The sequence below is a fragment of the Stappia stellulata genome, assembly GCF_020176715.1.
GTDB lineage: Bacteria > Pseudomonadota > Alphaproteobacteria > Rhizobiales > Stappiaceae > Stappia.
On record NZ_JAIVMF010000006.1, the window covers coordinates 130,226 to 155,123 of the forward strand.

At 66.0% G+C, this 24,898-nt stretch carries 21 protein-coding genes and 1 tRNA gene; 11 read left to right on the top strand and 11 right to left on the bottom strand.

Annotation, left to right across the window (positions count from 1 at the left end; translation table 11 throughout):
- Positions 1–41: 41 nt before the first annotated feature.
- The 5 genes from LC092_RS09830 to LC092_RS09850 form a co-directional block, all read right to left on the bottom strand.
- Positions 42–2,855, bottom strand: a complete 2,814-nt coding sequence (locus tag LC092_RS09830) for a [protein-PII] uridylyltransferase (RefSeq protein ID WP_224806343.1) — start codon at positions 2,853–2,855, stop codon at positions 42–44.
- Positions 2,856–2,943: 88 nt separating this feature from the next.
- Complete coding sequence (locus tag LC092_RS09835) at positions 2,944–3,315, bottom strand: helix-turn-helix domain-containing protein (protein WP_224806344.1); 372 nt, start codon at positions 3,313–3,315, stop codon at positions 2,944–2,946.
- Positions 3,312–3,899: a Smr/MutS family protein gene (locus LC092_RS09840; protein WP_224806345.1), complete on the bottom strand. Its 588-nt coding sequence runs from the start codon at positions 3,897–3,899 to the stop codon at positions 3,312–3,314. The genes LC092_RS09835 and LC092_RS09840 overlap by 4 nt, the downstream gene beginning before the upstream one ends.
- On the bottom strand, positions 3,896–5,002 hold the full coding sequence (locus LC092_RS09845; protein ID WP_224806346.1) for a murein transglycosylase A: 1,107 nt from the start codon (positions 5,000–5,002) through the stop codon (positions 3,896–3,898). The genes LC092_RS09840 and LC092_RS09845 overlap by 4 nt, the downstream gene beginning before the upstream one ends.
- A 124-nt stretch (positions 5,003–5,126) precedes the next feature.
- Positions 5,127–5,849 carry a Tim44/TimA family putative adaptor protein gene (locus tag LC092_RS09850; protein WP_224806347.1) on the bottom strand — a complete coding sequence of 241 codons (723 nt, stop codon included), beginning with the start codon at positions 5,847–5,849 and terminating at the stop codon, positions 5,127–5,129.
- Between the two features lie 355 nt (positions 5,850–6,204).
- Between LC092_RS09850 and LC092_RS09855 the strand changes: the two genes are divergently transcribed.
- The 3 genes from LC092_RS09855 to polA all read left to right on the top strand — a co-directional run bounded on the left by LC092_RS09855 (position 6,205) and on the right by polA (position 10,925).
- Positions 6,205–6,741: an FxsA family protein gene (locus LC092_RS09855; RefSeq protein WP_224806348.1), complete on the top strand. Its 537-nt coding sequence runs from the start codon at positions 6,205–6,207 to the stop codon at positions 6,739–6,741.
- A gap of 108 nt (positions 6,742–6,849) precedes the next feature.
- On the top strand, positions 6,850–7,893 hold the full coding sequence (locus LC092_RS09860) for an acyltransferase family protein (RefSeq protein ID WP_224806349.1): 1,044 nt from the start codon (positions 6,850–6,852) through the stop codon (positions 7,891–7,893).
- 59 nt (positions 7,894–7,952) lie between these two features.
- The gene (gene polA / locus LC092_RS09865; protein WP_224806350.1) at positions 7,953–10,925 is read left to right on the top strand and encodes a DNA polymerase I; all 2,973 of its coding nucleotides are present in this window, start codon (positions 7,953–7,955) and stop codon (positions 10,923–10,925) included.
- A gap of 45 nt (positions 10,926–10,970) precedes the next feature.
- Here the strand turns inward: polA and LC092_RS09870 are convergent, their stop codons facing one another.
- A complete protein-coding gene (locus tag LC092_RS09870) occupies positions 10,971–11,417 on the bottom strand; it encodes a MarR family winged helix-turn-helix transcriptional regulator (RefSeq protein WP_224806351.1) in 447 nt (148 codons plus the stop codon).
- 126 nt (positions 11,418–11,543) lie between these two features.
- Between LC092_RS09870 and hmgA the strand changes: the two genes are divergently transcribed.
- The 7 genes from hmgA (at position 11,544) to LC092_RS09905 (ending at position 18,207) form a co-directional block, all read left to right on the top strand.
- The gene (gene hmgA, locus LC092_RS09875) at positions 11,544–12,857 is read left to right on the top strand and encodes a homogentisate 1,2-dioxygenase (protein ID WP_224806352.1); all 1,314 of its coding nucleotides are present in this window, start codon (positions 11,544–11,546) and stop codon (positions 12,855–12,857) included.
- 5 nt (positions 12,858–12,862) lie between these two features.
- Entirely contained in the window at positions 12,863–13,879 is a 1,017-nt protein-coding gene (locus tag LC092_RS09880; protein ID WP_224806353.1) for a fumarylacetoacetate hydrolase family protein, read from the top strand.
- A 47-nt stretch (positions 13,880–13,926) separates the two neighbouring features.
- Positions 13,927–14,886 (top strand): MBL fold metallo-hydrolase, encoded by a 960-nt coding sequence (locus LC092_RS09885; RefSeq protein ID WP_224806354.1) that lies wholly within the window; start codon positions 13,927–13,929, stop codon positions 14,884–14,886.
- A gap of 69 nt (positions 14,887–14,955) precedes the next feature.
- Entirely contained in the window at positions 14,956–16,566 is a 1,611-nt protein-coding gene (locus LC092_RS09890) for an FAD-dependent oxidoreductase (protein ID WP_224806355.1), read from the top strand.
- 10 nt (positions 16,567–16,576) lie between these two features.
- Positions 16,577–16,786, top strand: a complete 210-nt coding sequence (locus LC092_RS09895) for a DUF2783 domain-containing protein (RefSeq protein WP_224806356.1) — start codon at positions 16,577–16,579, stop codon at positions 16,784–16,786.
- Positions 16,787–16,892: 106 nt separating this feature from the next.
- Entirely contained in the window at positions 16,893–17,444 is a 552-nt protein-coding gene (locus LC092_RS09900; RefSeq protein WP_224806357.1) for a VOC family protein, read from the top strand.
- A gap of 136 nt (positions 17,445–17,580) precedes the next feature.
- Positions 17,581–18,207 (top strand): peroxiredoxin, encoded by a 627-nt coding sequence (locus LC092_RS09905; protein ID WP_224806358.1) that lies wholly within the window; start codon positions 17,581–17,583, stop codon positions 18,205–18,207.
- A gap of 44 nt (positions 18,208–18,251) precedes the next feature.
- Here the strand turns inward: LC092_RS09905 and LC092_RS09910 are convergent, their stop codons facing one another.
- On the bottom strand, positions 18,252–19,061 hold the full coding sequence (locus LC092_RS09910) for a 4'-phosphopantetheinyl transferase family protein (RefSeq protein ID WP_224806359.1): 810 nt from the start codon (positions 19,059–19,061) through the stop codon (positions 18,252–18,254).
- A 167-nt stretch (positions 19,062–19,228) separates the two neighbouring features.
- Here LC092_RS09910 and LC092_RS09915 point away from each other — a divergent pair, with 167 nt between their 5' ends.
- Positions 19,229–19,831, top strand: a complete 603-nt coding sequence (locus LC092_RS09915) for a histidine phosphatase family protein (protein ID WP_224806360.1) — start codon at positions 19,229–19,231, stop codon at positions 19,829–19,831.
- Positions 19,832–20,072: 241 nt separating this feature from the next.
- On the opposite strand, the gene LC092_RS09920 is transcribed toward LC092_RS09915, so the two are convergent.
- From LC092_RS09920 to LC092_RS09935, 4 genes are all read right to left on the bottom strand, one after another.
- Positions 20,073–20,149: transfer RNA gene (locus tag LC092_RS09920), tRNA-Arg, on the bottom strand.
- Positions 20,150–20,569: 420 nt separating this feature from the next.
- The gene (gene trpB, locus LC092_RS09925; protein WP_224806361.1) at positions 20,570–21,784 is read right to left on the bottom strand and encodes a tryptophan synthase subunit beta; all 1,215 of its coding nucleotides are present in this window, start codon (positions 21,782–21,784) and stop codon (positions 20,570–20,572) included.
- Positions 21,781–22,491, bottom strand: a complete 711-nt coding sequence (locus LC092_RS09930) for a phosphoribosylanthranilate isomerase (RefSeq protein ID WP_224806362.1) — start codon at positions 22,489–22,491, stop codon at positions 21,781–21,783. The genes trpB and LC092_RS09930 overlap by 4 nt, the downstream gene beginning before the upstream one ends.
- Before the next feature lie 82 nt (positions 22,492–22,573).
- On the bottom strand, positions 22,574–24,856 hold the full coding sequence (locus LC092_RS09935; RefSeq protein ID WP_224806363.1) for an NADP-dependent malic enzyme: 2,283 nt from the start codon (positions 24,854–24,856) through the stop codon (positions 22,574–22,576).
- Positions 24,857–24,898 lie beyond the last annotated feature (42 nt).

Sequence of the window (24,898 nt, forward strand, 5' to 3'; positions counted from 1 at the left end):
CCCGCGGGACGACCCGGAAAAAGCAGTCAACATCCGAACCATCACGCCGCTCCAAGGCGCAGCTTGCGCCGCTTCGCCGGCTCGTCGCCGGCCTCCGCTTCCACCGCCTCGCGCAAACGGTCCCGGATCAGCTCCTGACGACCGATGTTGCCGACCTTCTGGCCGGTCAGATCGGTGACATAGAAGACATCGACCGCGCGCTCGCCGAAGGTCGCGATATGAGCGGAATTGATGTTGAGATTCAACGCCGAAATTGCGCGCGTCAGATCATAGAGCAGGCCGGGACGATCCAGGCCGGAAATCTCCAGCACCGTGTGACGGTTCGACCAGGAATTGTTGACCAGCACCTCGGCCTCGACGCGGAACGGTTTGGCGCGCGTGCGGGCCGCCGCCTTGTTCGCGACCTTTTCCGGCAGTTGCTCCTGGCCGCGCAGCGCCTGCTCGATCAGCCGGCAGATGCGCTCGCCGCGGCGCAGCTCATCCGCATCGTCCGGCAACTCCCGGGACATGAAGATCGTGTCGAGCGCGAATCCGTCGGTGGTGGTGTCGATCTGCGCGTCGACGATATTCGCGCCCGCCACGAAACAGGCGCCGGCAATGGTGGAGAGAAGTTTCGGGTGATCGGCCGCCAGCACGGTGATCTCGGTGACCTCCTCGAAGGCATGGGCAACGACGCGGGAGGAAAACCCCGACTTGCTTGCATCGGCCTCGCGGATCATGCGCGCATCGGCGATCTTGCGGTCCAGCGGCACCCGCAGCCAATAGGCCGGATAATGGCGCTCCAGATAGGCCTCGCGCGCCTCCGCGGGCCAGTCCGGCAGGGCCTCGGCCAGTTCGGCCTTGGCGGCGGCGACGCGCTGGTCGTGCGGCAGCAGGCTGTGGCCGCCGGTCAGCAGCGGCTCGCATTCATAGTAGAGCGTGCGCAGCAACTGGCCCTTCCAGCCGTTGAAGACATTGGGTCCGACGGCGCGGATATCGGCGACGGTCAGGATCAGCAGCAGCTTCAACCGCTCCAGGCTCTGCACCTCGCGGGCAAAATCCTCGATGGTCTTGCGGTCCGCGAGATCGCGCGACTGGGCGGTCGTGCTCATGTCGAGATGGTGCTCGACGAGCCAGGCAACCGTGTCGGTTTCGGAAGACGACAGGCCGAGGCGCGGACACAGCCGGCGGGCGATGCGCGCGCCGGCGACGGAATGATCCTCGGGACGCCCCTTGGCGATGTCATGCAGCAGCATCGCCACGAAAAGCACCTTGCGGTTCTGGATCGACTTGATCAGGTCGGTGGAAAGCGGGTGATCCTCGCCCGCCTCCCCGCGCTCGATCTCGCCGAGCACGCCGATTGAACGCAACAGGTGCTCATCGACGGTGTAGTGGTGGTACATGCTGAACTGCATCATCGCCACGACCTTGCCGAAGTCCGGCAGGAAGCGGCCGAGCACGCCGACCTCATTCATCTTGCGCAGGATGGTCTCCGGGTCGCTGCGCGAGGTCAGCACCTGCAGGAACAGCCGGTTGGCCTCCGCGTCCTCGCGCACCGCCGCATTGATCAGCTTCAGCGAGCGCCGAACCTTTTTCAAGAGCTCCGGATGCAGCATGACCGAATGCCGGTCGGCGATGGCGAACAGGCGAATGAGGTTGACCGGATCCTTCTCGAAGACGCCGTCGCCGGCCAGGTTCAGCCGCCCGTTTTCAATGACGAAATCCGGATGACCGGAGAGCACGCGGCGCTTGTGCCGGCCGGTGAGCTGGCCGATCAGCCGCGACAGCGGTTGCGGCTGCTTGGCGTGCTGTTCTTCCAGCGCGGCACAGAAGATCCGGGTCAGATCGCCGACATCCTTCGCGACGAGGAAATAATGCTTCATGAAGCGCTCGACGTCTTTCATCCCCGGATGCTGGGTGTAGCCGAGGCGGATGGCGATCTCGCGCTGGACGTCGAAGGACAGGCGCTCTTCCGGCCGCCCGGTCAGGAAATGCAGGTGGCAGCGCACGGCCCAGAGGAAATCCTCGCCCTTGCGGAAGCGGTTGAGGTCCGCACGGGAGAACACGCCGGCCTTCACCAGCCCGGTGCCGGAGCGCACGCGATAGAAGTATTTCGAGATCCAGAACAGCGTGTTGAGATCGCGCAGCCCTCCCTTGCCCTCCTTGACGTTGGGCTCCACCAGATAGCGCGAGGTGCCCTGCCGGCGGTGGCGCGTGTCGCGTTCGGCAAGCTTGGCGGCGATGAACTCCGGCCCCGTCCCGGCGACGACGTCCTTGTCGAAGCGGGTGACGAGGTCATCGTAGAGATCCGTGTCGCCCCACACGTGCCGGGCTTCCAGAATGGCCGTGCGAATGGTCATGTCGGTCTTCGACAGCCGCAGGCATTCCTCTACGTTGCGGGTCGCATGGCCGACCTTCAGGCCGAGATCCCAGAGCATGTAGAGAATATATTCGACGATCTGCTCGCCCCAGGGGGTCTGCTTGTAGGGCAGCAGGAACAGGAGATCGACGTCGGATCCGGGGGCAAGCGTGCCGCGCCCGTAGCCGCCGACGGCCACCACCGACATGCGCTCGGCCGCGGACGGATTTTTCGCCCGGTAGACGTGATAGATGGCGAAATCGTAGATCACGCGCAGGATCTCGTCCTGCACGTGGCTGAGCCGGGCGGCGCACAGGGTTCCGCCACCGTCCTCGAACAGCCGCTCCTCCACGATCTTGCGCGCGCTGCGCATCGCCTCCTTGAGGCGGCCGAGCACCTGGGAGCGGATCGCCGGATCCGAGCCATCGCCATCGGACCTGGCCGTCAGGGCGGTCAATTCCTCGCGCAGCGCGGTGGAATCGATAAGTGCGGCGAACGCCTCCACTGACTTGCTCATGATCTCGGTTCGGTCCTTCGCATTCGGAAATGACGGTTTTGCATGACCCTAAGTGCTGGCCGGGATCGGGTCGAGTCCGGGCTGGCGGTCAAACGCCGTCGCGTGCCGCGGCGGCCTTGAGCTGGTGCAAGAGATGCGCCAGGCTCTCGCGCGACAGCCCGGAAATCTTGGCGGCCAGAACATTGGCCAGCTCGGTCGCCTCCGGTTGCAGCCCGCCCGTGTCGATGGAGATCTTCGGATCCGACAGTTCGGCCAGCCGCTGCAGCTCTTCCGCCTCGTCCCAGATGACGTTGAAGAAGGCAATGATGCGCTGAACCATGAACCACGTCGGCCGGCCGCGCTTGCCATGCTCCAGCGCCGACAGATAGGCGGGCGACACCGACAGCGCCTCCGCCATCTGCGACAGGGTGATCCCCCGTTTCTTGCGGTGTTCGCGCACCCGCGCGCCGAAGGGCGTCATGTCCGGCCTCGACCAGCTTTTCGCACCCGCACATAGAGCGCGCCGCCGCCGCCGTGGCCGGCATGGGCCTCCTCGAAGCCGACGACCAGCGGGCGGAACTCGGCGAAGGACAGCCACTGCGGCACCACGCGGCGCAAAATGCCGCGGCCATCCGCGGACAGGCTGCCGCCCGGCCCGCCCTTGCCGGTGATCACCAGAACCAGCGAGCAGCCTTGCGCCTGCGCCTGGGAGAGAAAGCCGCGCAGGCGCACATGGGCTTCGGCCTGGGTCAGTCCGTGCAGGTCGATACGGGCGTCAATGGCGCGGGTGCCGCGGGCGAGCTTGCGCCTCTGGCGGGGTTCCAGCGGGGCGAGGGGGGCAAGCGGCGGCGGAGCCGGCGGGGATTTCGGGCGCATGCTCGCGACCGCGCGCGGCGCGGGCGGCGGCTTGCTCCCGGCAACCGGAGGCGGCGGCGGCGCCTCTTCGGCCGGCACGGGCTTTGCCCGGCGCGACGGCTCCAGCGGCGTCACATCCGCCGTTACCTGCGCCCAGAGCCTGCGCTCGTCCGGAGATGGCTGCCGTGCCCGCCGGCGCCGTCCGGTCATGGTCGCGGCTCCGTTTCGCCCGGCTGCTCACGCGGCACAAGCACGATCATCGCGGCCGCATGCTGAACGCCACCGGCCGCACGCCCGGCCGCCTCTCCGGTGCCGAAAAAGATATCGCCGCGCGCCGGGCCGACGATTGCCGACCCGGTGTCTTCCGCGATCATCAGCCGGCGAAATCTCCGCTCCTGCCCATCCGCAAGCGCCGGCAAGGTCGCCGAGACATAGACCGGCGTTCCATAGGTGTGGAGCGACGCGTCGACCGCGAGGCTGCGTCCGGCCACCAGCGGCAGGCCGGCCGCACCGATCGGGCCGTCATCCGGGTCGAGGTCCTCGATCTCGCGAAAGAAGATATAGGAGCGGTTGCGGCGCAGGACGCCGTCGATCTCCTGCGGGTTTTCGGCAAGCCAGTCGCGCAGGACGGACATTGTCACGGTTCCGGGCTCCGCGAGGCCGCGCTCGATCATCACCCGGCCGATGGGCGAATAGGGATGCCCGGTCTTGCCGGCATAGCCGACCCGCATGGCACCGCCCTCGTCCAAGCGGATGCGGGCCGATCCCTGCACGTGAATGTAGAAGGCGTCGACCGGGTCGGCGAGCCAGACGAGTTCCAGTCCGCGACCGTCGAGGGCACCGTCCATGATCGCGCCGCGATCCGGCGCCTCGACCAGACGGCCGGCCGCGTCCCTGAAGGCGTGGGTGAGGCCGGGCGGCAGGTCTTGCGTGCCGGTCGCGTCTGAGAGGGCGACGAGAGTGTCCGGCTTGCGCAGGAGCGGCGTGCGGTGGGTGGCGTCGGCTTCGCGCGCGCCGGCAAACTCCGGCTCGAAATAGCCGGTCACGAACCCGCTGGCCGCGATCCTGTGCGGCTGGAACGCGGCCTCGAAAAAGCGCCGGGCGGCATCGCTTCCGCCGGTTTCGGCCGCCGCGCGGGCCTGATCGCACAGCGCGACAAGGGCCGCGCCGGAGACGCCGAGCGCTCCGGTTTTCGGTGGATTGGCAGAGGCAGACCCGGTCCCGCAATGGCGCAAAAACGCGGCAAGCGCGGCCGCGTGATCGTCGTCACGCCAGCCTGGAACATCGGAAAAGGATAGTGCTTGCAGGGGCATGCCCGTCTCCGAACCGCCGGCGCGGGCCGGGACCGGTCCCGCCGTCATGACGGCGATCGCGAGACCGGCCGGCAGGGCGACCGAAAGACGGACGCGGACAGCCGCAAGGCCCACACCCATTGCGTCAGTCGACCGATTCGGTCGCCACCAGCTTCCAGTTGGGATCGCGCGAAGTGGTGTCGCGGGCGAAGGTCCAGATGTCGGTCACATCGCTGACGGCATTGGGATCGCCGTCGACGATGGCGCCGTCCCGGTCGCGGGTCGCGGAAATCAGCTCGCTGCGGAACTTCACGGTCACCTGCGCCGTGTTGCCCTTCATCGCCGCCTCGACGATATCCGCCTTGTCGATGCCGACGAAGGTGGATTCAATGGTTTCGCCGCGCGATTCCCGATCCGAGATCGCCGCGACGAACCCGTCGTAGACATCCTTTGACAGAAGGTTCTTCAGCGTCTTGCGGTCGCCGGCGGCAAAAGCGGTGACGATCATCTCATAGGCCGCACGCGCGCCCTGCACGAAGCTCTGCGGATCGAAGGAGCGGTCGGCGGACAGGATCTTGCGCAGCGCCTCGTTGAGGGCCGTTCCTTCCGGCGCGACCTTGTCGAGGGTCGCGCCTTCGCTTGCCTGTGACGGCCCGGAGGTCGGCGCCTGTCCGGGAAGCGGGATGATGTTGTCATCCGCCCGTGTCGACGTCTCGGCGGCATCGGCGTCCTGGTTGCGCGCGGAATAGGGGTCAAAGGGAGGACGTTCGTGTCCTGTCCGCTTGCCCAGAACGCTCCGCAATCTCAGGAAGATCACGACCGCCAGAACCAGAAAGATGATTGTTGTGACGTCGAACATGTGACCCATTTCGCATCCGGCCGGTTACTTTCACGAAACGTCGCAACGGCCCGTTGCAACGACGACTTGCCCAAAGCGGCGACGCGACAGGCCGAGTGGCGCTCCGCTGACATCCCAGACAAAGGGGTATGTAAGGTCCTCTTGAACCAACATCCAGCCTTGAGCACAAGAGCGCGTCGACGTTTTCGCCCCCCGATCACACATATTGCTCGCATTCGCGTCAATTGTTTCCTACCTCTGCGGGGAGGCCAAGGCCGGCCCGGCACGGAAAAACGCCGGCCGGCCGGCGAAAAACGCCCGTCCATGGCGCAGGGCGATCCTGCGTCGCCCAGTTGATCGTCACCACACAAAACCGTGTAGAGCCATGCCTGTCGGACTTCTCATTCTCGCACTTCTCATCGGCGTCCCGCTTCTGGAGATCGCCGTCTTCGTCGAGGTCGGCTCCGAGATCGGTGCCGTTCCGACGATCCTCCTGACCGTGCTGACGGCGCTCGCCGGCACCGTGATGCTGCGGTTGCAGGGCATATCGCTGCTAATGAAGATCCGGGCCGAGATGGATGCCGGCCGGGTACCGGGATCGGACCTGGTGCAGGGCGCGCTGATTGTCGTCGCCAGCATCCTGCTGCTGATCCCGGGTTTCGTCACGGATGCGGTCGGCCTGCTGCTCTTCGTGCCGCCGCTGCGCAGCGCGCTGGCCAACCTGGCGATCCGCAACGCCCGCGTCACTGTGGTCAACGCGGAGGCCCGCCGCGGCGGGGCGGAAACCGTTGTGGACCTTGAAGAGGGCGAATGGTCCGACAAGCCGGGCGACACCTCGGGCAGCCATGCCGGCGGCACGATCCGGGTCACCGACGAGCGCGACCGGGACGACGGGCGTTCTCCCTGGCAGGACAAGACCTGACCGGGGCGCGACCGATCCAGCGTTGAGATTAACCGGATATACACGCCGCGCCCCTAGCATTCCCGCGTTCAATCCGGCTGGGCGGGGCCTTTACGGGAGCGGGACAAGATGGCGTTGGACGGTACGCAACGGGTCGACTGGGTCGACACCGCCAAGGGATTTTGCATCATTTTCGTGGTGATGATGCATTCCACACTGGGCGTGCAGAATGCCGCCGGCGCCGAGGGCTGGCTCGGACTTGTCGTCGAGTTTGCCAGGCCGTTCCGCATGCCGGACTTCTTCATGATCTCGGGGCTTTTCCTGGCCCGGGTGATCGACCGCCCCTGGCGGACCTATCTCGACCGCAAGCTCGTCCATTTCGCCTATTTCTATGTCCTGTGGCTGACCATCCAGTTCGCCATCAAGGCACCGATGATGGCCGGAGAGGTGGGCTATGGCGGCGCGCTGGCGCAATATCTTCTGGCCTTCGTCCAGCCCTTCGGCACCTTGTGGTTCATCTACATGCTGCCGGTGATGTTCGTGATCACCAAGGCCCTGCATGCGACGCGCCTGCCCTGGCAGCTGGTGCTCGCCGGTGCGGCGCTGCTGCAGATCGCGCCAATCGCGACGGGTTCCGTACTGATCGACGAATTCGCCTCGCGCTATGTGTTCTTTTACGCCGGCTACATTCTTGCCCCGCAGGCCTTCCGGCTCGCGGCCTGGGCGCAAGATCACCTGGCCCCGGCCTTCGCCGGCCTGCTGGTCTGGGGTGTCATAAACGGCTGGCTGGTGTTCGCCGGATATGCCGATCTTCCGGTCGTGTCGCTGGCGCTCGGGGCAGCCGGCGCGCTTGCGGTCATCCTGTTTTCCGCGGGCCTCACGCGGCTCAGCCTCAACGGGTTCCTGCGGGTGTGCGGTGAGCATTCCATCGTAATCTATCTGGCGTTCTTCTTTCCCATGGCCGCCACGCGGATCATCCTGCTCAAGACCGGGATCATCACCGACATTGGAACGATCTCCGCCCTTGTCACGGCCGCCGGCGTGATCGCGCCGCTGATCCTGTTCTGGGCGATCAACCGCGTCAATTTCGGCCATTTCCTGTTCCGCCGTCCGGCATGGGCCCGGCTTGAGACGGACCCGCCCAGGCGCGGCGCGGCGCAAGCTGCGGAATAAGCCACAAAACGGCGCGTGCGGGCTTTCCTCGCCGCGCCAACGCGGGCATGATCCGCGCCATGTCGAACAGCGCCGCCACACCCAAGCTCACCGCCGACGACCATCTGATCCTGGTCGACGGCTCAACGTTCATCTTCCGCGCCTATCACGCGCTGCCGCCGCTGACGCGCAAGTCCGACGGCCTGCCCGTCGGCGCCGTCTCCGGCTTCTGCAACATGCTGTGGAAGCTGCTGCAGGAAGGCCTGACGCCGGAGGAGGGCGACGAGCCCACCCATATGGCGGTGATCTTCGACCATTCCGCCAAGACGTTCCGAAACGACATCTACCCCGAGTACAAGGCCCAGCGCCCGGAGCCGCCGGAAGACCTGATCCCGCAGTTCGGGCTGATCCGGGAGGCGACGCGGGCTTTTTGCGTGCATTGCATCGAGCAGGAAGGCTTCGAGGCCGACGACCTGATCGCAACCTATGCCCGGGCGGCGGCCGCCGCCGGCGCGCGGGTCACTATCGTCTCGGGCGACAAGGACCTGATGCAGCTGATCGGACCGCGCGTCGGCATGATCGACACGATGAAGAACAAGATCTTCGGCGTCGACGAGGTGCACGAGAAATTCGGCGTCGGGCCGGAGAAGGTGGTCGAGGTCCAGGCGCTTGCCGGCGACAGCGTCGACAATGTGCCGGGCGTGCCGGGCATCGGGTTGAAGACGGCGGCGCTTCTCATCAACGAGTTCGGCGACCTGGAGACACTGCTTTCCAAGGCCGACACCATCAAGCAGAACAAACGGCGCGAGAACCTGATCGAATTCGCCGACCAGGCGCGGATCTCCAGGGAACTCGTTACCCTCAAGGACGACGTGCCGGTGGTCGAGCCGGTCGAGGCGCTCGCCGTGACGCTGCCCGATGCGACGCGCACGCTTGCCTTCCTCAAGGCGATGGAGTTTTCCACGCTGACGCGCCGGGTGGCGGAGGCGACCGGAACCGATGTCACCGACATCGAGCCCGCGACCTTCGCCATTCCCGGCTGGGATACGCCAGACGGCAAGGGCCGGCAGGTAAAGGATCCCGCCGCCGAGGACGCGCCGGCAACCGGCAACGACACCTCCGCGACGGGCGACGACACCGGCGAAGGCTGGCGGCCGCAGACCGTGGCCGAGGCGGCGGCCGACGCCGCCAAGGCGACGCCGATCGATCATTCAGCCTATGAAACCGTGATGGATCTCGACCGGCTCAAGGCCTGGGTCGCGGAAGCAACCGAGCTTGGTCACGTCGCCGTCGACACGGAAACCACCTCGCTCAACGCCATGCAGGCGGATCTCGTCGGCGTGTCGCTGGCCACAGCACCCGGCAAGGCCTGCTACATCCCGCTCGGCCATGTCGACGGGGAGGGCGACCTGCTCGGCGGTGGCGCCCTGGTGGAGGGCCAGATCCCGATGAAGGACGCACTCGCCGTCCTGAAGCCGCTGCTGGAGGATCCATCAGTCCTCAAGATCGCGCAGAACATGAAATACGACTGGCTGGTGCTGCGCCGCTACGGCATCACCGTCGCGCCCTTCGACGACACGATGCTCTTGTCCTATGCGATCGACGCCGGCAAGGGCGGCAACGGCATGGACGCGCTGTCGGAGCGTTGGCTCGGCCATGTGCCGATCCCCTTCAAGGAGGTGGCGGGCTCCGGCAAGTCGATGATCACCTTCGACAAGGTGGCGCTCGACAAGGCGGCGGCCTATGCGGCGGAAGACGCCGACGTCACGCTGAGGCTCTGGCAGGTGCTGAAGCCCCGCCTGGCGGCGGAACGCATGGCCACCGTCTACGAGCGGCTGGAACGGCCGATGGTGCCGGTTCTGGCGCGCATGGAAGAACGCGGCATCTCCATCGACCGGCAGATGCTGTCGCGCCTTTCCGGCGATTTCGCGCAGTCGATGGCCCGCCTCGAGGAGGAAATCCACGGGCTTGCCGGCGAGACGTTCAACCTCGGCAGTCCCAAGCAGCTCGGCGACATCCTGTTCGGCAAGATGGGGCTTCCCGGCGGCAAGAAGACCAAGACCGGCGCCTGGTCGACCTCGGCCTCGGTGCTCGACGATCTGGCGGCGGAAGGCCACGAGCTGCCGGCACGGATCGTCGAATGGCGGCAGATGTCGAAGCTGAAGTCGACCTATTCCGACGCGCTGCCGGGCTATATCAACCCGACGACCAAGCGCGTGCACACCTCCTATTCGCTGGCGGCGACCACCACCGGGCGGCTGTCGTCGTCGGAGCCGAACCTGCAGAACATTCCGGTGCGCACCGAGGCGGGCCGCAAGATCCGCAAGGCCTTCGTCGCGGCCAAGGGCCACAAGTTGCTCTCCGCCGACTACAGCCAGATCGAGTTGCGCGTGCTCGCCCATATGGCCGATATCGCCCAGCTCAAGCAGGCCTTCGCCGACGGGCTCGACATTCATGCGATGACGGCGTCGGAAATGTTCGGCGTGCCGATCGAGGGTATGGACCCGATGGTGCGCCGCCGCGCCAAGGCGATCAACTTCGGCATCATCTACGGGATTTCGGCCTTCGGACTCGCCGCCCAGCTCGGCATCTCGCGCGGCGAGGCGTCGGACTACATCAAGACCTATTTCGAGCGCTTCCCCGGCATTCGCGACTATATGGAAGAGACGAAGAAATTCGTGCATGCGCATGGCTACGTCGAGACGATCTTCGGCCGCCGCGCGCATTACCCGGATGTGAACACCAAGAACCCGAACATGCGCGCCTTCTACGAGCGCGCGGCGATCAACGCGCCGATCCAGGGATCGGCCGCCGACATCCTGCGCCGCGCCATGGTGCGCATGGAAGAGCGGCTCGCAGCCTCAAAGCTCGACGCGCAAATGCTCTTGCAGGTGCATGACGAACTGATCTTCGAGGTGCCGGAAGGCCAGGTCGACGCCACCATCGAGCTGGTGCGCGACGTGATGGAATATGCGGCCGAACCCGCTGTGGCGCTCAAGGTGCCGCTGCAGGTCGACGCCCGCGCCGCCCACAACTGGGACGAGGCGCATTGAGCGGTTGCCCGGTCTCCCGCGCCCTCGTCGCGTGACTGACGCGCGTCAGCCGGAAGTGACGGAAAACCGTGCCTCCACTGCCGCAAGGCCCCGTTCCAGTGCGGCGGCGGCCTCGGCGCCGAGGTCGTCCGCCAGCTGCTGCTGAAACGAACGCGCGAGCTCGGCGAGCTCGGCATAGACTTTGGATCCCGTCGCCGTCAGCGTCAGCCATTCGATCCGCCGGTCGGCCTCGTCGACGCGCCGGCTCAGCCAGCCGCGCTCCTCCAGGGAGGCAACCGCGCGGCTCACCTTGGTCTTGTGCATGGTCGACTGCCGGCCGATCTCGGTCGCGGTGGTGCGCCCCAGCTGTCCGAGGATGGCGAAGGTGCGCCATTCCGGCCGGCTGATGCCATAGGCCTCGCGGTAGCGCGCGGCAAACCGGCGGCTGACAAGCTCGGAGGCCCTGACGAGCCTGTAGGGAAGAAACTCCTCGAGAAGCAGGCAGTCGGTCATCGCAATCCCCATTGAAGCCCCGGAAACGCGGCGGCGGAGAAATTTCCCGCGATCGCGCGTTGATAGTTACAAACTAAACAGTTACACATGCAACTATCAACTGTCTGAATTCAGGAGGGATCAGACATGCCACTCGACTACATGCCGGGCTTCGGCAACGACTTCGAGACGGAAGCGTTGCCGGGCGCCCTGCCGCAGGGCCAGAATTCGCCGCAACGCGCGCCCTACGGGCTTTATGCCGAACAGCTGTCCGGCTCGCCCTTTACCGCGCCGCGCGGCACCAACGAACGGTCCTGGCTCTATCGCATCCGCCCGTCGGTCAAACATTCCGGCCGGTTCTCGCCGCTTTCCCTGGACGGATGGAAAAGCGCGCCGCATGTCGACCAGCATTCGCTGCCGCTGGCCCAGTTGCGCTGGGACCCGGTGCCGATGCCGACGACGCCGACGGATTTCCTTGCCGGCATGAAGACCATGACGACCGCCGGCGACGTCCACACCCAGGTCGGCATGGCAACCCATGTCTATGCGGTCAACGCCGACATGGGCGACGACTTCTTCTTCAACGCCGATGCCGAGCTTCTGATCGTGCCCCAGGTGGGTGCCTTGCGGATCGCCACCGAGCTTGGCGTCATGGAGGTCGCGCCCAAGGAGATCTGCGTCATTCCGCGCGGCATGGTGTTCACCGTCTCGCTTCTTGACGGGGAAGCGCGCGGCTATGTCTGCGAGAACTACGGCGCGAAGTTCACCCTGCCCGATCGCGGACCGATCGGCGCCAACTGTCTCGCCAATCCGCGCGATTTCAAGACGCCGGTCGCGGCCTTCGAGGACTTGGAAAAGCCCTGCCGGCTGATCGTCAAATGGTGCGGCGGCTTTCACGCCACGACGCTTGAGGCCTCGCCGCTCGACGTCGTCGCCTGGCACGGCAACTACGCGCCCTATAAATACGATCTCACGACGTTTTCGCCGGTCGGCGCGATCCTGTTCGACCATCCGGACCCGTCGATCTTCACCGTGCTGACGGCGCCGTCGGGCGAGGAAGGCACCGCCAACATCGACTTCGTGATCTTCCCGGAGCGCTGGATGGTGGCGGAACACTCCTTCCGTCCGCCCTGGTACCACCGCAACATCATGTCGGAGTTCATGGGCCTGATCTACGGCCGCTATGACGCCAAGGAAGAGGGTTTCGTGCCCGGCGGCATGAGCCTGCACAACATGATGCTGCCGCATGGACCGGATGCCTTCGGCTTCGAGAAGGCGAGCCGCGCCGAACTGAAGCCGGAAAAGCTCTCCGGAACCATGGCCTTCATGTTCGAAACGCGGTTTCCCCAGCACCTCACACGCTATGCTGCCGAACTCGACAGCCTGCAGGACACCTATCTCGACTGCTGGTCGGGGCTCAAGAAACGCTTCGACGGCACGATCGAAGGCAACTGGGATTGATCCACATGAAACTTGCAACCCTCAAGGACGGCACCCGCGACGGCAAGCTCGTTGTCGTCAATTCCGCGCTGACGCGCTGCACCGAGGCGACCCATATCGCCCCGACGCTGCAGGCAGCGCTCGACGACTGGGACAAGGCCGCGCCGAAACTCGCAACCCTTGCCGAGAGCCTGGAACACGACGCCGTGCCCTCCATGCGCTTTCACGAGCATGACGCGCTGTCGCCGCTGCCGCGCGCCTACCAGTGGGCGGACGGTTCGGCCTACGTCAATCACGTGGAGCTGGTGCGCAAGGCGCGCGGCGCGGAAATGCCGCCCTCCTTCTGGACCGACCCGCTGATGTACCAGGGCGGCTCCGACAGCTTCCTCGCTCCGCGCGACCCGATCCGCATGGCCGACGAGGCCTGGGGCATCGACATGGAAGGCGAAGTGGCCGTGATCGTCGGCGACGTGCCGATGGGCGCAAGCCTCGATGAGGCGCGCGACGCCATCCGCCTGGTGATGATCGTCAATGACGTCAGCTTGCGCGGCCTGATCCCGGCGGAACTCGGCAAGGGCTTCGGCTTCTTCCAGTCCAAGCCGTCCTCGGCGTTTTCACCCGTGGCGGTGACGCCCGAGGCGCTCGGCGAGGCCTGGGACGGCGGCAAGCTGTCGCTGCCGCTTCATGTCGACCTCAACGGCAAGGCCTTCGGCCGGGCGGAAGCGGGCGTCGACATGACCTTCGACTTCCCGACGCTGATCGCCCATGCCGCCAAGACGCGCCCGCTCGCTGCCGGCACGATCATCGGCTCCGGCACGGTCTCCAACAAGCTCGACGGCGGTCCCGGCAAGCCGGTCGCCGAAGGCGGTGTCGGCTACTCCTGCATCGCCGAGATCCGCATGATCGAGACCATCGAGACCGGCGAACCGAAAACGCCCTTCATGCGCTTTGGCGACACCGTCCGCATCGAGATGCTGGACGCAGAGGGGCATTCGATCTTCGGCGCCATCGAGCAGACGGTCGAGAAATACACCCGCGGCTGACGCATCCGGCGCCCGCGACCACAGACACGAATTTTCAGGAGCCAACCATGGCCAAGGCATTCGCCTCCCAGGGCGACATGAGCGAAAAGAACATCTCCTTCACCGAAATCGGCGACGGCCTGTGGGCCTTCACCGCGGAAGGCGATCCCAACACCGGCGTGATCATCGGCGACGACAGCGTGATGATCATCGAGGCGCAGGCAACCCCGCGTCTCGCCAACAAGGTGATCGAGAAGGTCCGTGAAGTGACCGACAAGCCGATCACCCATCTGGCGCTGACGCATTATCACGCCGTGCGCGTGCTCGGCGCCTCCGCCTACAATGCGCCCAATATCATCATGAGCGAAAAGGCCCGCTCCATGGTGGTGGAACGCGGCATGGAAGACCGCGAGTCCGAGTTCATGCGCTTTCCGCGCCTGTTCCAGGGCTATGACAACGTCAATGACATTCCGCCGCTGACCTGGCCAACCATGACGTTCAACGACCGCATGTCGGTCTATCTCGGCAAGCGCCGGGTCGACCTGATGTTCCTCGGCCGCGCCCATACCGCCGGCGACATCGTCATGTATGTGCCCGACAGCAACGTGATGTTCACCGGCGACATCGTCGAATATCACTCGGCCTGCTACTGCGGCGACGGTCACTTCCACGACTGGCCGGACACGCTGGAAGAAATCCGCGCCTGGGATGTCGACGCCATCGCGCCGGGCCGGGGCGACGCGCTCGTCGGCAAAGAGATGGTCAATGCCGCGCTCGACTCCACCAAGGACTTCGTCACCTCGACCTACCGTCCGGTGGCGCAGGTCGCGCTGAAGGGCGGGTCGCTCAAGGAGGCCTGGGACGCGGCGCGCGCCGAATGCGACCCGAAGTTCTCCGACTACGCGATCTACGAGCACTGCCTGCCGTTCAACGTGGCGCGCGCCTATGACGAGGCCCGCGACATCGACACGCCGCGCATCTGGACGGCCCAGCGCGACAAGGAAATGTGGGAGGCCCTGCAGGGCTGATCCTGCGGGTTCCGCTCCGGTGGGCACCCCGCCGGAGCGGGACCCTGCCGCCGTTTCTCGGGAGGAAACATGACGAAAATCTTTGAAACGCCGCTTTACCCCTATCAGCGCTCGCCCGATCAAGACGCGGCAACGCCCGTCCGCCATCCGGTCGTCGTGCTCGGCGCGGGGCCGGTCGGACTTGCCGCCGCCATCGACCTGGCACAGGCCGATATTCCGGTCGTCGTGCTCGACGAGAACGACAAGGTGAGCTGGGGCTCGCGGGCGATCTGCTTCGCCAAGCGGCCGCTGGAGATCCTCGACCGGCTCGGCTGCGGCGACGAGATGGTCGACAAGGGCGTCGTGTGGAACCTCGGCAAGGTGTTCTTCGACGAACGCAAGGTCTACGACTTCAACCTCCTGCCCGAGGACGGGCACAAGCGGCCCGCCTTCATCAACCTCCAGCAGTATTATCTGGAGCAGTATCTGGTCGACCGCGTGCGCGCGCTGCAGGCGGACGGCAAGGCCATCGAGCTGCGCGGCGGCAACAAGGTCACGGCGGTCAAGCCGGACGAGAGCGGCGTGCGCCTCACCGTCGAAACCCCGGACGGTCCCTATCTGATGGACGCGGACTGGCTGATCGCCTGCGACGGCGCCGGCTCGCCGACGCGCACCATGCTCGGTCTCGACTTCCAGGGCCGGGTGTTTGAGGACAATTTCCTGATCGCCGACGTGGTCATGAAGGCGGACTTTCCGACCGAACGCTGGTTCTGGTTCGATCCGCCCTTCAACAAGGGCCAGTCGGCGCTTCTGCACAAGCAGCCCGACGACGTCTGGCGCATCGACCTGCAGCTTGGCTGGGACATCGACCGCGAGGCGGAGAAGGACCCGGCGAAGATCGCGCCCAAGCTGGAAGCGATGCTCGGTCCCGACACGGACTACGAGTTCGAGTGGGTATCGATCTACACCTTCCAGTGCCGGCGCATGGAGAAGTTCCGCCACGGCCGGGTGCTGTTTGCCGGCGATGCCGCGCATCAGGTCTCGCCCTTCGGCGCGCGCGGCGCGAATTCCGGCTTCCAGGATACCGACAACCTGATCTGGAAGCTGAAGCTGGTGATCGACGGCACCGCTCCGGAAGCCCTGCTCGATACCTATGACGACGAGCGAGTCTATGCCGCGGACGAGAACATTCTCAATTCCTCGCGCTCGACCGACTTCATCACGCCGAAAAGCCACGCCAGCCGCGTCTTCCGCGACGCGGTGCTGGATCTCGCCGAGCATCACGCCTTCGCCCGTCCGCTGGTGAACTCCGGCCGCCTGTCGCTGCCGGCGATCTACGACGGTTCGCCGCTCAACGGTCCGGATGTCGACGGTCTGCCGATCCGCTCGCGCCCCGGTGCGCCGGCAAGCGACGCGCCGCTTCGCGACGGCTGGCTGATCGACCGGCTCGGCGGCGGCTTCCAGCTCGTCACCATCGACACGCAAGCCCCCGATACGCTCGACGTCGACGGCATCACCGTGACCCGGCTCGCGCTGTCGGCGAAAGACGATCCGTCCGGCGCGCTTGCCGAGCGTTATCTGGGAGAGGCGCCCGGCGCCGTCTACCTGATGCGCCCCGACCAGCATGTCGCCGCGCGCTGGACATCCTTCGACGCCGACGCGGTCGCTGCCGCCGTCAAAACCGCCACAGCCCGGGCCTGAGGAGCGCATCATGACCGCACAAACGCACGACACGCTCACGCTTGAGCCCAACATCAAGGATCCGGACGGCTTCTACGCCGAGCTTCTCGCCACCCACGAGGGGCTGGACCGGGACGAGAGCGAGGCGCTCAACGCGCGTCTCGTCCTGATCCTCGCCAACCACATCGGCGACCGCGACACGATCCGCGCGGCGCTTGAAGCGGCGAAGCCGGCACGCTAACCGCCCGACGGCGGCCCGGAAGGAGAGGGCCGGACCGCCGCACAGGGTTTCTGCACGAACGCGGACGGGGCGTTCCTTCACCGACACGGACCTGAAAGGACCACCCATGAAAATCGAGCAGATCCACCACGTCGCCTACCGCTGCAAGGACGCCAAGGAAACGGTGAACTGGTATGTCGACAACCTGAACATGGATTTCGTTCTGGCGATCGCGGAGGACAAGGTGCCCTCCACCCATGAGCCGGATCCGTACATGCATGTCTTCCTGGATGCGGGCGCCGGCAATGTGCTGGCCTTCTTCGAGCTGCCGACCAAGCCGGAAATGGGCAAGGATCCCAACACGCCGGAGTGGGTCCAGCACATCGCCTTCAAGGTGAAGGACCGCGACACGCTGATCGCCTTCAAGGAAAAGCTGGAAAAGAACGGCATCGAGGTGCTCGGTGTCACCGACCATTCGATCTTCCATTCGATCTATTTCTTCGACCCCAACGGGCACCGCGTCGAACTGGCCTGCCCGGATCCGGCGGAAGACGAGATGCTGAAGAAGCTCGACGCGGTGAAATGGGACATGCTGGAGGAATGGTCGAAGACCAAGCGCGCGCCGCAGCATGCCGCCTGGCTGCACGCCAAGGAGCTGGACAAGTCCGGCGCCGCCTGACGCCGGTCCGGATGATCCGCATCCTTTGCAGCCCCGGTGCCAAGCGCCGGGGCTGTGACGTTTTCGCGCAATGCAAGACCGATGCGCGAGCCATTATGTATCGAATATCGAAACTAAACCGAACCGGGAGATGCCCATGACCCTCAGAATCGGCGAAACCGCCCCGAACTTCGACGTCGAGACCACGAACGGCAAGATCAACTTCCACGACTGGATCGGCGACAGCTGGGCCTTCTTCTTCAGCCATCCGGCCGACTACACGCCGGTGTGCACCACCGAGATGGGCCGGACCGCGCAGCTTGCCGACGAGTTCGCCAAGCGCAACACCAAGCCGATCGGCCTGTCGACGGATACGGTGGAAGAGCACAAGACCTGGATCCTGGACGTCAACGACACCCAGAACACCAATCTGACCTTCCCGATCGTCGCCGACCCGGACCTGAAGATCGCCAAGCTCTACGAGATGATCCACCCCTCCGAGAGCGAGACGGCCGCCGTTCGCAGCGTCTTCATCATCGATCCGAACAAGAAGATCCGCCTGACCATGACCTATCCGATGTCGGTCGGCCGGAACTTCGACGAGATCCTTCGGGTGATCGACGCGCTGCAGCTCGGCGACGCCAAGCGCGTCGCGACGCCGGCCGACTGGCGCCCGGGCGACAAGGTCATCATTCCGCCCTCGATCAGCAACGAGGACGCCAAGGACATCTTCCCGCAAGGCTGGGACGAGGTCCGCTCCTACCTGCGCCTGACGGAAGTCTGAGACAGGGTCACGACCTCAAGGAGCGCGCCGGATCGCCGGCGCGCTCATGCTCCCGCCGCAGCACTTGTGTGCAGCCATCGCACAGCCTGCGGCCTTGCCTCTCCGTCTGGCGTGATTTCACGAACCTCGATCTCCAGCCGCGTTGCCTGACCGTCCGCTCCGACGGCAAGCGCGAGGCTGTGCCCGCCGCCGCCGGGCCCGCCCAGCACCGTCTGACAAAACCGCCAGTCTTCCGGCCGGTCCTCCCGGTCGGCGCGAAACGACAGCGACCGCCCGTCCCCACCGGCGAAGCGAAAGGCGAAACTGTCGAGCGGGATCGCAAGTCCCATCCCCACCGCCTTGATGTAGCTTTCCTTCAGCGCCCAGAGCGCGAAAAAGCGGTCGTCGCGCGCATGACCCGGCAGCGCCTGCAGGTCCGCCACCTCGCAGGGCGCGAAAAACCGCTCCGCCACACCCTCCGACACCTGGCGGTTCATCGCCTCGACATCGATGCCAAGGCGCAGGCCGGTCCCGGCCGGGGGCGCCACGGCAAGCGCGATCATGCCGTCGCTGTGCGAGAGATTGAACACCGGCGCATCGGCAACGCCCGCCACATAGGGCTTGCCGTGGTGTGCCACGGCGAACCGCCAGTCCGCCGGTGCGATCCGCGGAACATGCCGTGACAGCGCATGGCGTTTCAGGGCGTGGGCGAGCCGGCTTTGACGGGCGTGGCGGGCGAAGCGAAAGCGGCCGGCGCGGTCCCGCTCCGCCTCCGACAGTGTCTTGCGCCAACGCACCTCCAGCGCCTCGACGGCGGGATCGCTGTCGCGCAGGAGGTAGACATGCACCTTCATCGCGCCCCGCGCGACCTCCATCCGCTTTCCATCTTGTTTTGCATCTTCATGATCTTCACCCGGGCTCGGCGCAAGGCACGCGGGCGCTCCTGCCCCCACCACCACGACCAAAGCCCAGCATCCGCATATTGACGAAGCGGCGCAACGCCATAGCTGCAGAAAGGTCGACAGTCGGGGAGATCTCGCTCATGCCCTATCGCGCCTGCACCCTTCTTGCCGGCCTTGGCCACGGCCTGGCGGCCGGGCTTCTCGGTGTCATCGCCCTTGCCGGATCAGGAGAACGGGCAACGGCGTCCGAGGCCGCCTGGACGGCCTTGGCGCGGCCAGGTGCCGTCGCCGTCATGCGCCATGCCCTTGCACCGGGAACCGGCGATCCGGCGGAGTTCACGCTTGGCGACTGCTCGACGCAGCGCAATCTGGATGCCCGCGGTCGGGCGCAGGCGGAGACGATCGGCGAGGCGCTGCGCGCCAGAGGCATTTCCTTTGACCAGGTCTTGACCTCGCAATGGTGCCGGTGCCGCGAAACGGCTACCCTCCTCGCCATGGGCCAGGTCGACGCGTTTCCCGCATTGAATTCCTTCTTTCAGCAACGCGCGCAACGCGAACCGCAAACCCGGGACACGCTGGCCTATCTCCGCGCCCTGCCGGAAGAGGACAGCGTGCTCCTCGTCACCCATCAGGTGAACATCACCGCGCTGACCGGCGTCTACCCGTCCTCGGGGGAAATCGTCGTCGGGCGCATCGGAACCGGCGGTTTCGAGGTCGCCGGCACGATTGAGTTCGCATATTGAGCCCACAGTCCGGTCCGGGGACATAGCGGGAGCAGTCGATCAGGCAAACCGGGCGGGACCGGCAGGACCCTGGCGACACTGCCTCGAGACTTCTGCTGTCGCTGGCCTTGAGGCCTTGCGCGAACCGATCTCAAACATCACCGGCAACGGGGCCCCGCATGCCAAATGGCGCAAACCACCGATCCGGAGTGCGAAACCGCGCATCCGGTCGAAAGTCTTTGTCATCCAAGTCATTGAAAAATGGCGCACCCGACAGGATTCGAACCTGTGACCTCTGCCTTCGGAGGGCAGCGCTCTATCCAGCTGAGCTACGGGTGCCTCGCGGCGCGAAGGTGCGCCGAACCGGACCGAGGGATAGCCGATCCGCCGAGGTGAGGCAATGGTTTTTCGCGATGCGGTTCGCCGGCGGCGCTGCGCCGCCGGCGCGGTCGAAACGCTCGTGGACGCCGCCGCAAAGATGTGTCCGGATCACGAATGCCGGGCCATCCGGCCGGCTGCGTCACCCCGAACCAACGGCCGAAGGTTTCGCGATCCGCGGGCCGTGGGCGCGGAGGCGGAGGCGCAAGGCGCCTGTCATCGACCGCAGGGCGATCCAGGGACTGCACGGCCCGGCCGCCGTCCGGTCCGGACAAAGGCCAGAGGCTCCGCCGTCATCTTTCGGGCGCGGTCGGAAGATATGAAAAAGGCGGCAGGACCGCCCCGCCGCCTCTTGAAGATTTTCAGTCCAGGCAGTGCCGATCAGAGATCGTAGCCCAGCATCTTGCCGACGGTGAAGACGTCCTTGTCGCCGCGTCCGCACAGGTTCATGACGATGATCTTGTCCTTCGCCATCGTCGGGGCGAGCTTCATCACCTGTGCCAGCGCATGCGCCGGCTCGAGTGCTGGAATGATGCCCTCCACCCGCGTCAGCAGCTTGAACGCCTCCATCGCTTCCGTGTCGGTGACGGGCAGATAGGTCACCCGGCCGCTTTCCTTCAGCCAGGAGTGCTCCGGCCCGATGCCGGGATAATCGAGCCCGGCCGAGATCGAATGGCCTTCCAGGATCTGGCCGTCGTCGTCCTGCAGCAGATAGGTGCGGTTGCCGTGCAGCACGCCCGGCTTGCCGGCGTTGAGCGAGGCGCAATGCTCCTCGCCCTCAAGCCCCTTGCCGCCCGCCTCGACGCCGTAGATCTCCACGCCCGGATCGTCGAGGAAGGGATGGAACAGGCCGATGGCATTCGAACCGCCGCCGACGGCCGCGACCAGCGCATCGGGCAGGCGGCCTTCGGCGGCCAGCATCTGCTCGCGCGTTTCCGCACCGATCACCGACTGGAAGTCGCGCACCATCTCCGGATAGGGATGCGGCCCCGCCGCCGTGCCGATCAGATAGTAGGTGTCCTCGACATTGGTGACCCAGTCGCGCAGCGCCTCGTTCATCGCGTCTTTCAGCGTGCCGGCGCCGGCCGTCACCGGAACGATCTCCGCGCCCAGAAGCTTCATGCGGAACACGTTCGGCTTCTGCCGCTCGACGTCGGTCGCGCCCATGTAGACGACACAGGGCAGGCCGAAGCGCGCGCAGACGGTGGCGGTGGCGACGCCATGCTGCCCTGCGCCGGTCTCCGCGATGATCCGCGTCTTGCCCATGCGCTTTGCCAGCAAGATCTGGCCGAGGCAATTGTTGATCTTGTGGCTGCCCGTATGGTTCAGCTCGTCGCGCTTGAAGTAGATCTTGGCACCGCCAAGCTCCTCGGTCAGGCGCTCGGCGAAATAGAGCGGCGAGGGCCGGCCGGTGTAATGGGTGTTGAGGTTGTCGACCTCCGCCTGAAAGGCCGGGTCGGCCTTGGCGTCCTCATAGGCCTGCTCCAGGTCGAGGATCAGCGGCATCAGCGTCTCGGCGACATAGCGGCCGCCGAAAATGCCGAAATGGCCGCGCTCGTCGGGACCCGAGCGGTAAGTGTTGGGATGGATGGTCATGCGGTCCGTCCTTGTTGCGCCAGTCGCCCGGGGGTCGGCATGTCCCCGGCGGGCCTGTCGGTTGCGCCCTGGCGTGCCGCCGCCACGAACGCATGAATGAGATCTTCGTCCTTTTCCCCGCGCGCGCGCTCCACGCCGGAGGATACGTCGACATCGGCCAGCCCGCCGATGCGGATCGCATCGGCCACGCTTCGCGGATCGAGCCCTCCGGAAAGCATGAGCGGAACGCCAAGGTCAAGGCCCTGCAGCAGCGTCCAGTCGAAGCTCGCGCCGTTGCCGCCGGGCAGATCCGCCCCCTTTGGCGGCTTGGCATCGAACAGCAGCCGGTCGACATGCCCCACATAGGGCAGGGCCGCGCGAATGTCATCGGCCTCGCGGATGCCCAGCGCCTTCATGATCCTGACGCCGTGGCGTGCCTTGAGGTCGGCGCAGCGCTGAGGCGTTTCCGATCCGTGCAATTGCAGCCAGTCGGGACGCACGCGGGCCATGATCGCGTCGATCGTCGCGTCATCCGCATTGACGGTTAGCGCAACGATCTCGGTCCTCCCGCGCGCCAGGTCGGCGAGCCGGGCGGCGGTCTCCAAATCAACATGACGCGGGCTCTTCTCGAAGAAGACCAGCCCGATCATGCCGGCACCGGCGGCAATCGCCGCCTCCAGCGTCGCGTCGGTCGACAGACCGCAGATCTTGATCAGGCCTTGCGCCATGTTTCCTGTCGCTTTCCGATATCGTCGCGAGAGATGCGGTGTCCCGGCGTGCCGCCCCCTGTCCGACGCGCCGGGACGGGGATCACGTCACATTATACGCGGCAATCGCCGCCATGTTGACGATATCGCTGTCCTTGGCGCCGATGGGCAGGATCTGCACCGGCTTGTCGAGACCGACGAGCAGCGGGCCGATCACCGTCGAGCCGCCCAGCTCCTGCAGCATCTTGGTGGAGATGGAGGCGGAGTGGAACGCCGGCATGATCAGCACATTGGCCGGACCGGTCAGACGGCAGAAGGGATAGGCTCCCATCTTGTCCATGTTGAGCGCGACATCCGCGCCCATCTCGCCGTCATACTCGAAATCCACCCGGCGCCGGTCGAGGATCTTCACCGCCTCGATCACCTTTTCCGACCGCTCGCCGCGCGGGTGGCCGAAGGTGGAATAGGCCAGCATGGCGACGCGCGGCTCATAGCCGAGCCGGCGCGCCACATGGGCGGCCTCTTCCGCGATGTCGGCCAGTTCCTCGGATGTCGGCATGTCGATCACCGCCGTATCGGCGACGAGCACCGTGCGGCCCCGGCACAGCGCCAGCGACACGCCGATCACCCGGTGGCCGGGCTTGGTGTCGATCACGTTGCGCACGGTGTCGAGCGCGACGGAATAGTTGCGGGTCAGGCCCGTCACCATGGCATCCGCATCGCCGCGCGCGACCATGATCGCGCCCCAGTAGTTGCGATCGTTGTTCACAAGCCGCTGGCAGTCGCGCTGCAGGTAGCCGCGCCGCTGCAGCCGGCCGTAGAGGAACTCGGCATAATCGCTGTTGCGATTGGAGAGCCTGGCGTTGTGGATCGAGATGCCGGCGCGCTCGATGTCGATGCCGGCGCCGGTCGCCGCCTCGCGGATCTCGTCCTCGCGGCCGATCAGGATCGCTTCGCCCAGCCCCTGGGCAACGAAGCTTGCCGCCGCGCGGATCACCGGTTCTTCCTCGCCCTCTGCGAAGACCACGCGCTTGGGCTGCTGGCGCACCTTGGAGAAGATGCGCTGCAGGGTGCCGGCAACGGGATCGCGGCGGGCCGAAAGCTGGTGGTGATAGGCCTCCATGTCGACGATGGGACGGCGGGCGACGCCGGTGTCCATCGCCGCCTGCGCCACCGCCGGCGGGATCGTCGAGATCAGGCGCGGATCGAAGGGCACCGGAATGATGTACTCGGGTCCGAACTTCGGCCGCGAGCCGCGATAGGCGGCGGCCACCTCGTCGGGCACCTCCTCGCGGGCGAGCTTGGCCAGCGCTTCGGCGCAGGCCACCTTCATCGCATCGTTGATGGTGGTTGCCTGAACGTCCAGCGCCCCGCGGAAGATATAGGGAAAGCCCAGGACGTTGTTGACCTGGTTGGGATAGTCGGACCGCCCGGTGGCGACGATGGCGTCGTCGCGGATGCGATGGGCTTCTTCCGGGGTGATTTCCGGGTCCGGATTGGCCATGGCGAAGATCACCGGGTTCGGCGCCATCACCCGCAGCATGTCCTCGGTGAGCGCGCCCTTGACCGACACGCCGAGGAAGACGTCCGCGCCCTTGAGCGCGTCATAGAGGCTGCGCGCCTCCGTCTCCACCGCATGGGCGGACTTCCACTGGTTCATGCCCTCGGTGCGGCCCTTGTAGATCACGCCCTTGGTGTCGCAGAGGATGATGTTGTCATGCGGCACGCCCATGGCCTTGGCGAGCTCGATGCAGGCAATGCCGGCAGCTCCCGCGCCGTTGCAGACGATACGCGTGTCTTCCGGTGTGCGGCCGGTCAGATGCATGGCGTTGATCAGGCCGGCGACGGCGATGATCGCCGTTCCGTGCTGGTCGTCGTGAAAGACGGGGATGTCCATCAGTTCGCGCAGGCGCTGCTCGATGATGAAACAGTCCGGCGCCTTGATGTCTTCAAGGTTGATGCCGCCGAAGGAGGGGCCGAGGTAGCGCACCGCATTGACGAAGGCATCGACGTCCTCGGTGTCGACTTCCAGATCGATGCTGTCGACATCGGCGAAGCGCTTGAACAGCACCGCCTTGCCTTCCATCACCGGCTTGGAGGCGAGCGCGCCGAGATTGCCGAGGCCGAGGATCGCGGTGCCGTTGGAAATCACCGCGACCAGATTGCCCCGCGTGGTGTAGTCGAAGGCGCGCGAAGGGTCTTCGGCGATGGCCAGCACCGGCACGGCGACGCCGGGCGAATAGGCCAGCGAGAGATCGCGCTGGGTGGCCATGGGCTTGGTCGGCGTGATCTCCAGCTTGCCCGGGCGGCCCTGCTGGTGAAACTGCAGCGCCTCCTGTTCCGTGAAGCTCACATTGCTCTTGCCCGATTTGTCCGTCGTCGGCATATAGCCCTCCAATTGCCCTGCCGCCCATGAAAAGCGGAGGCA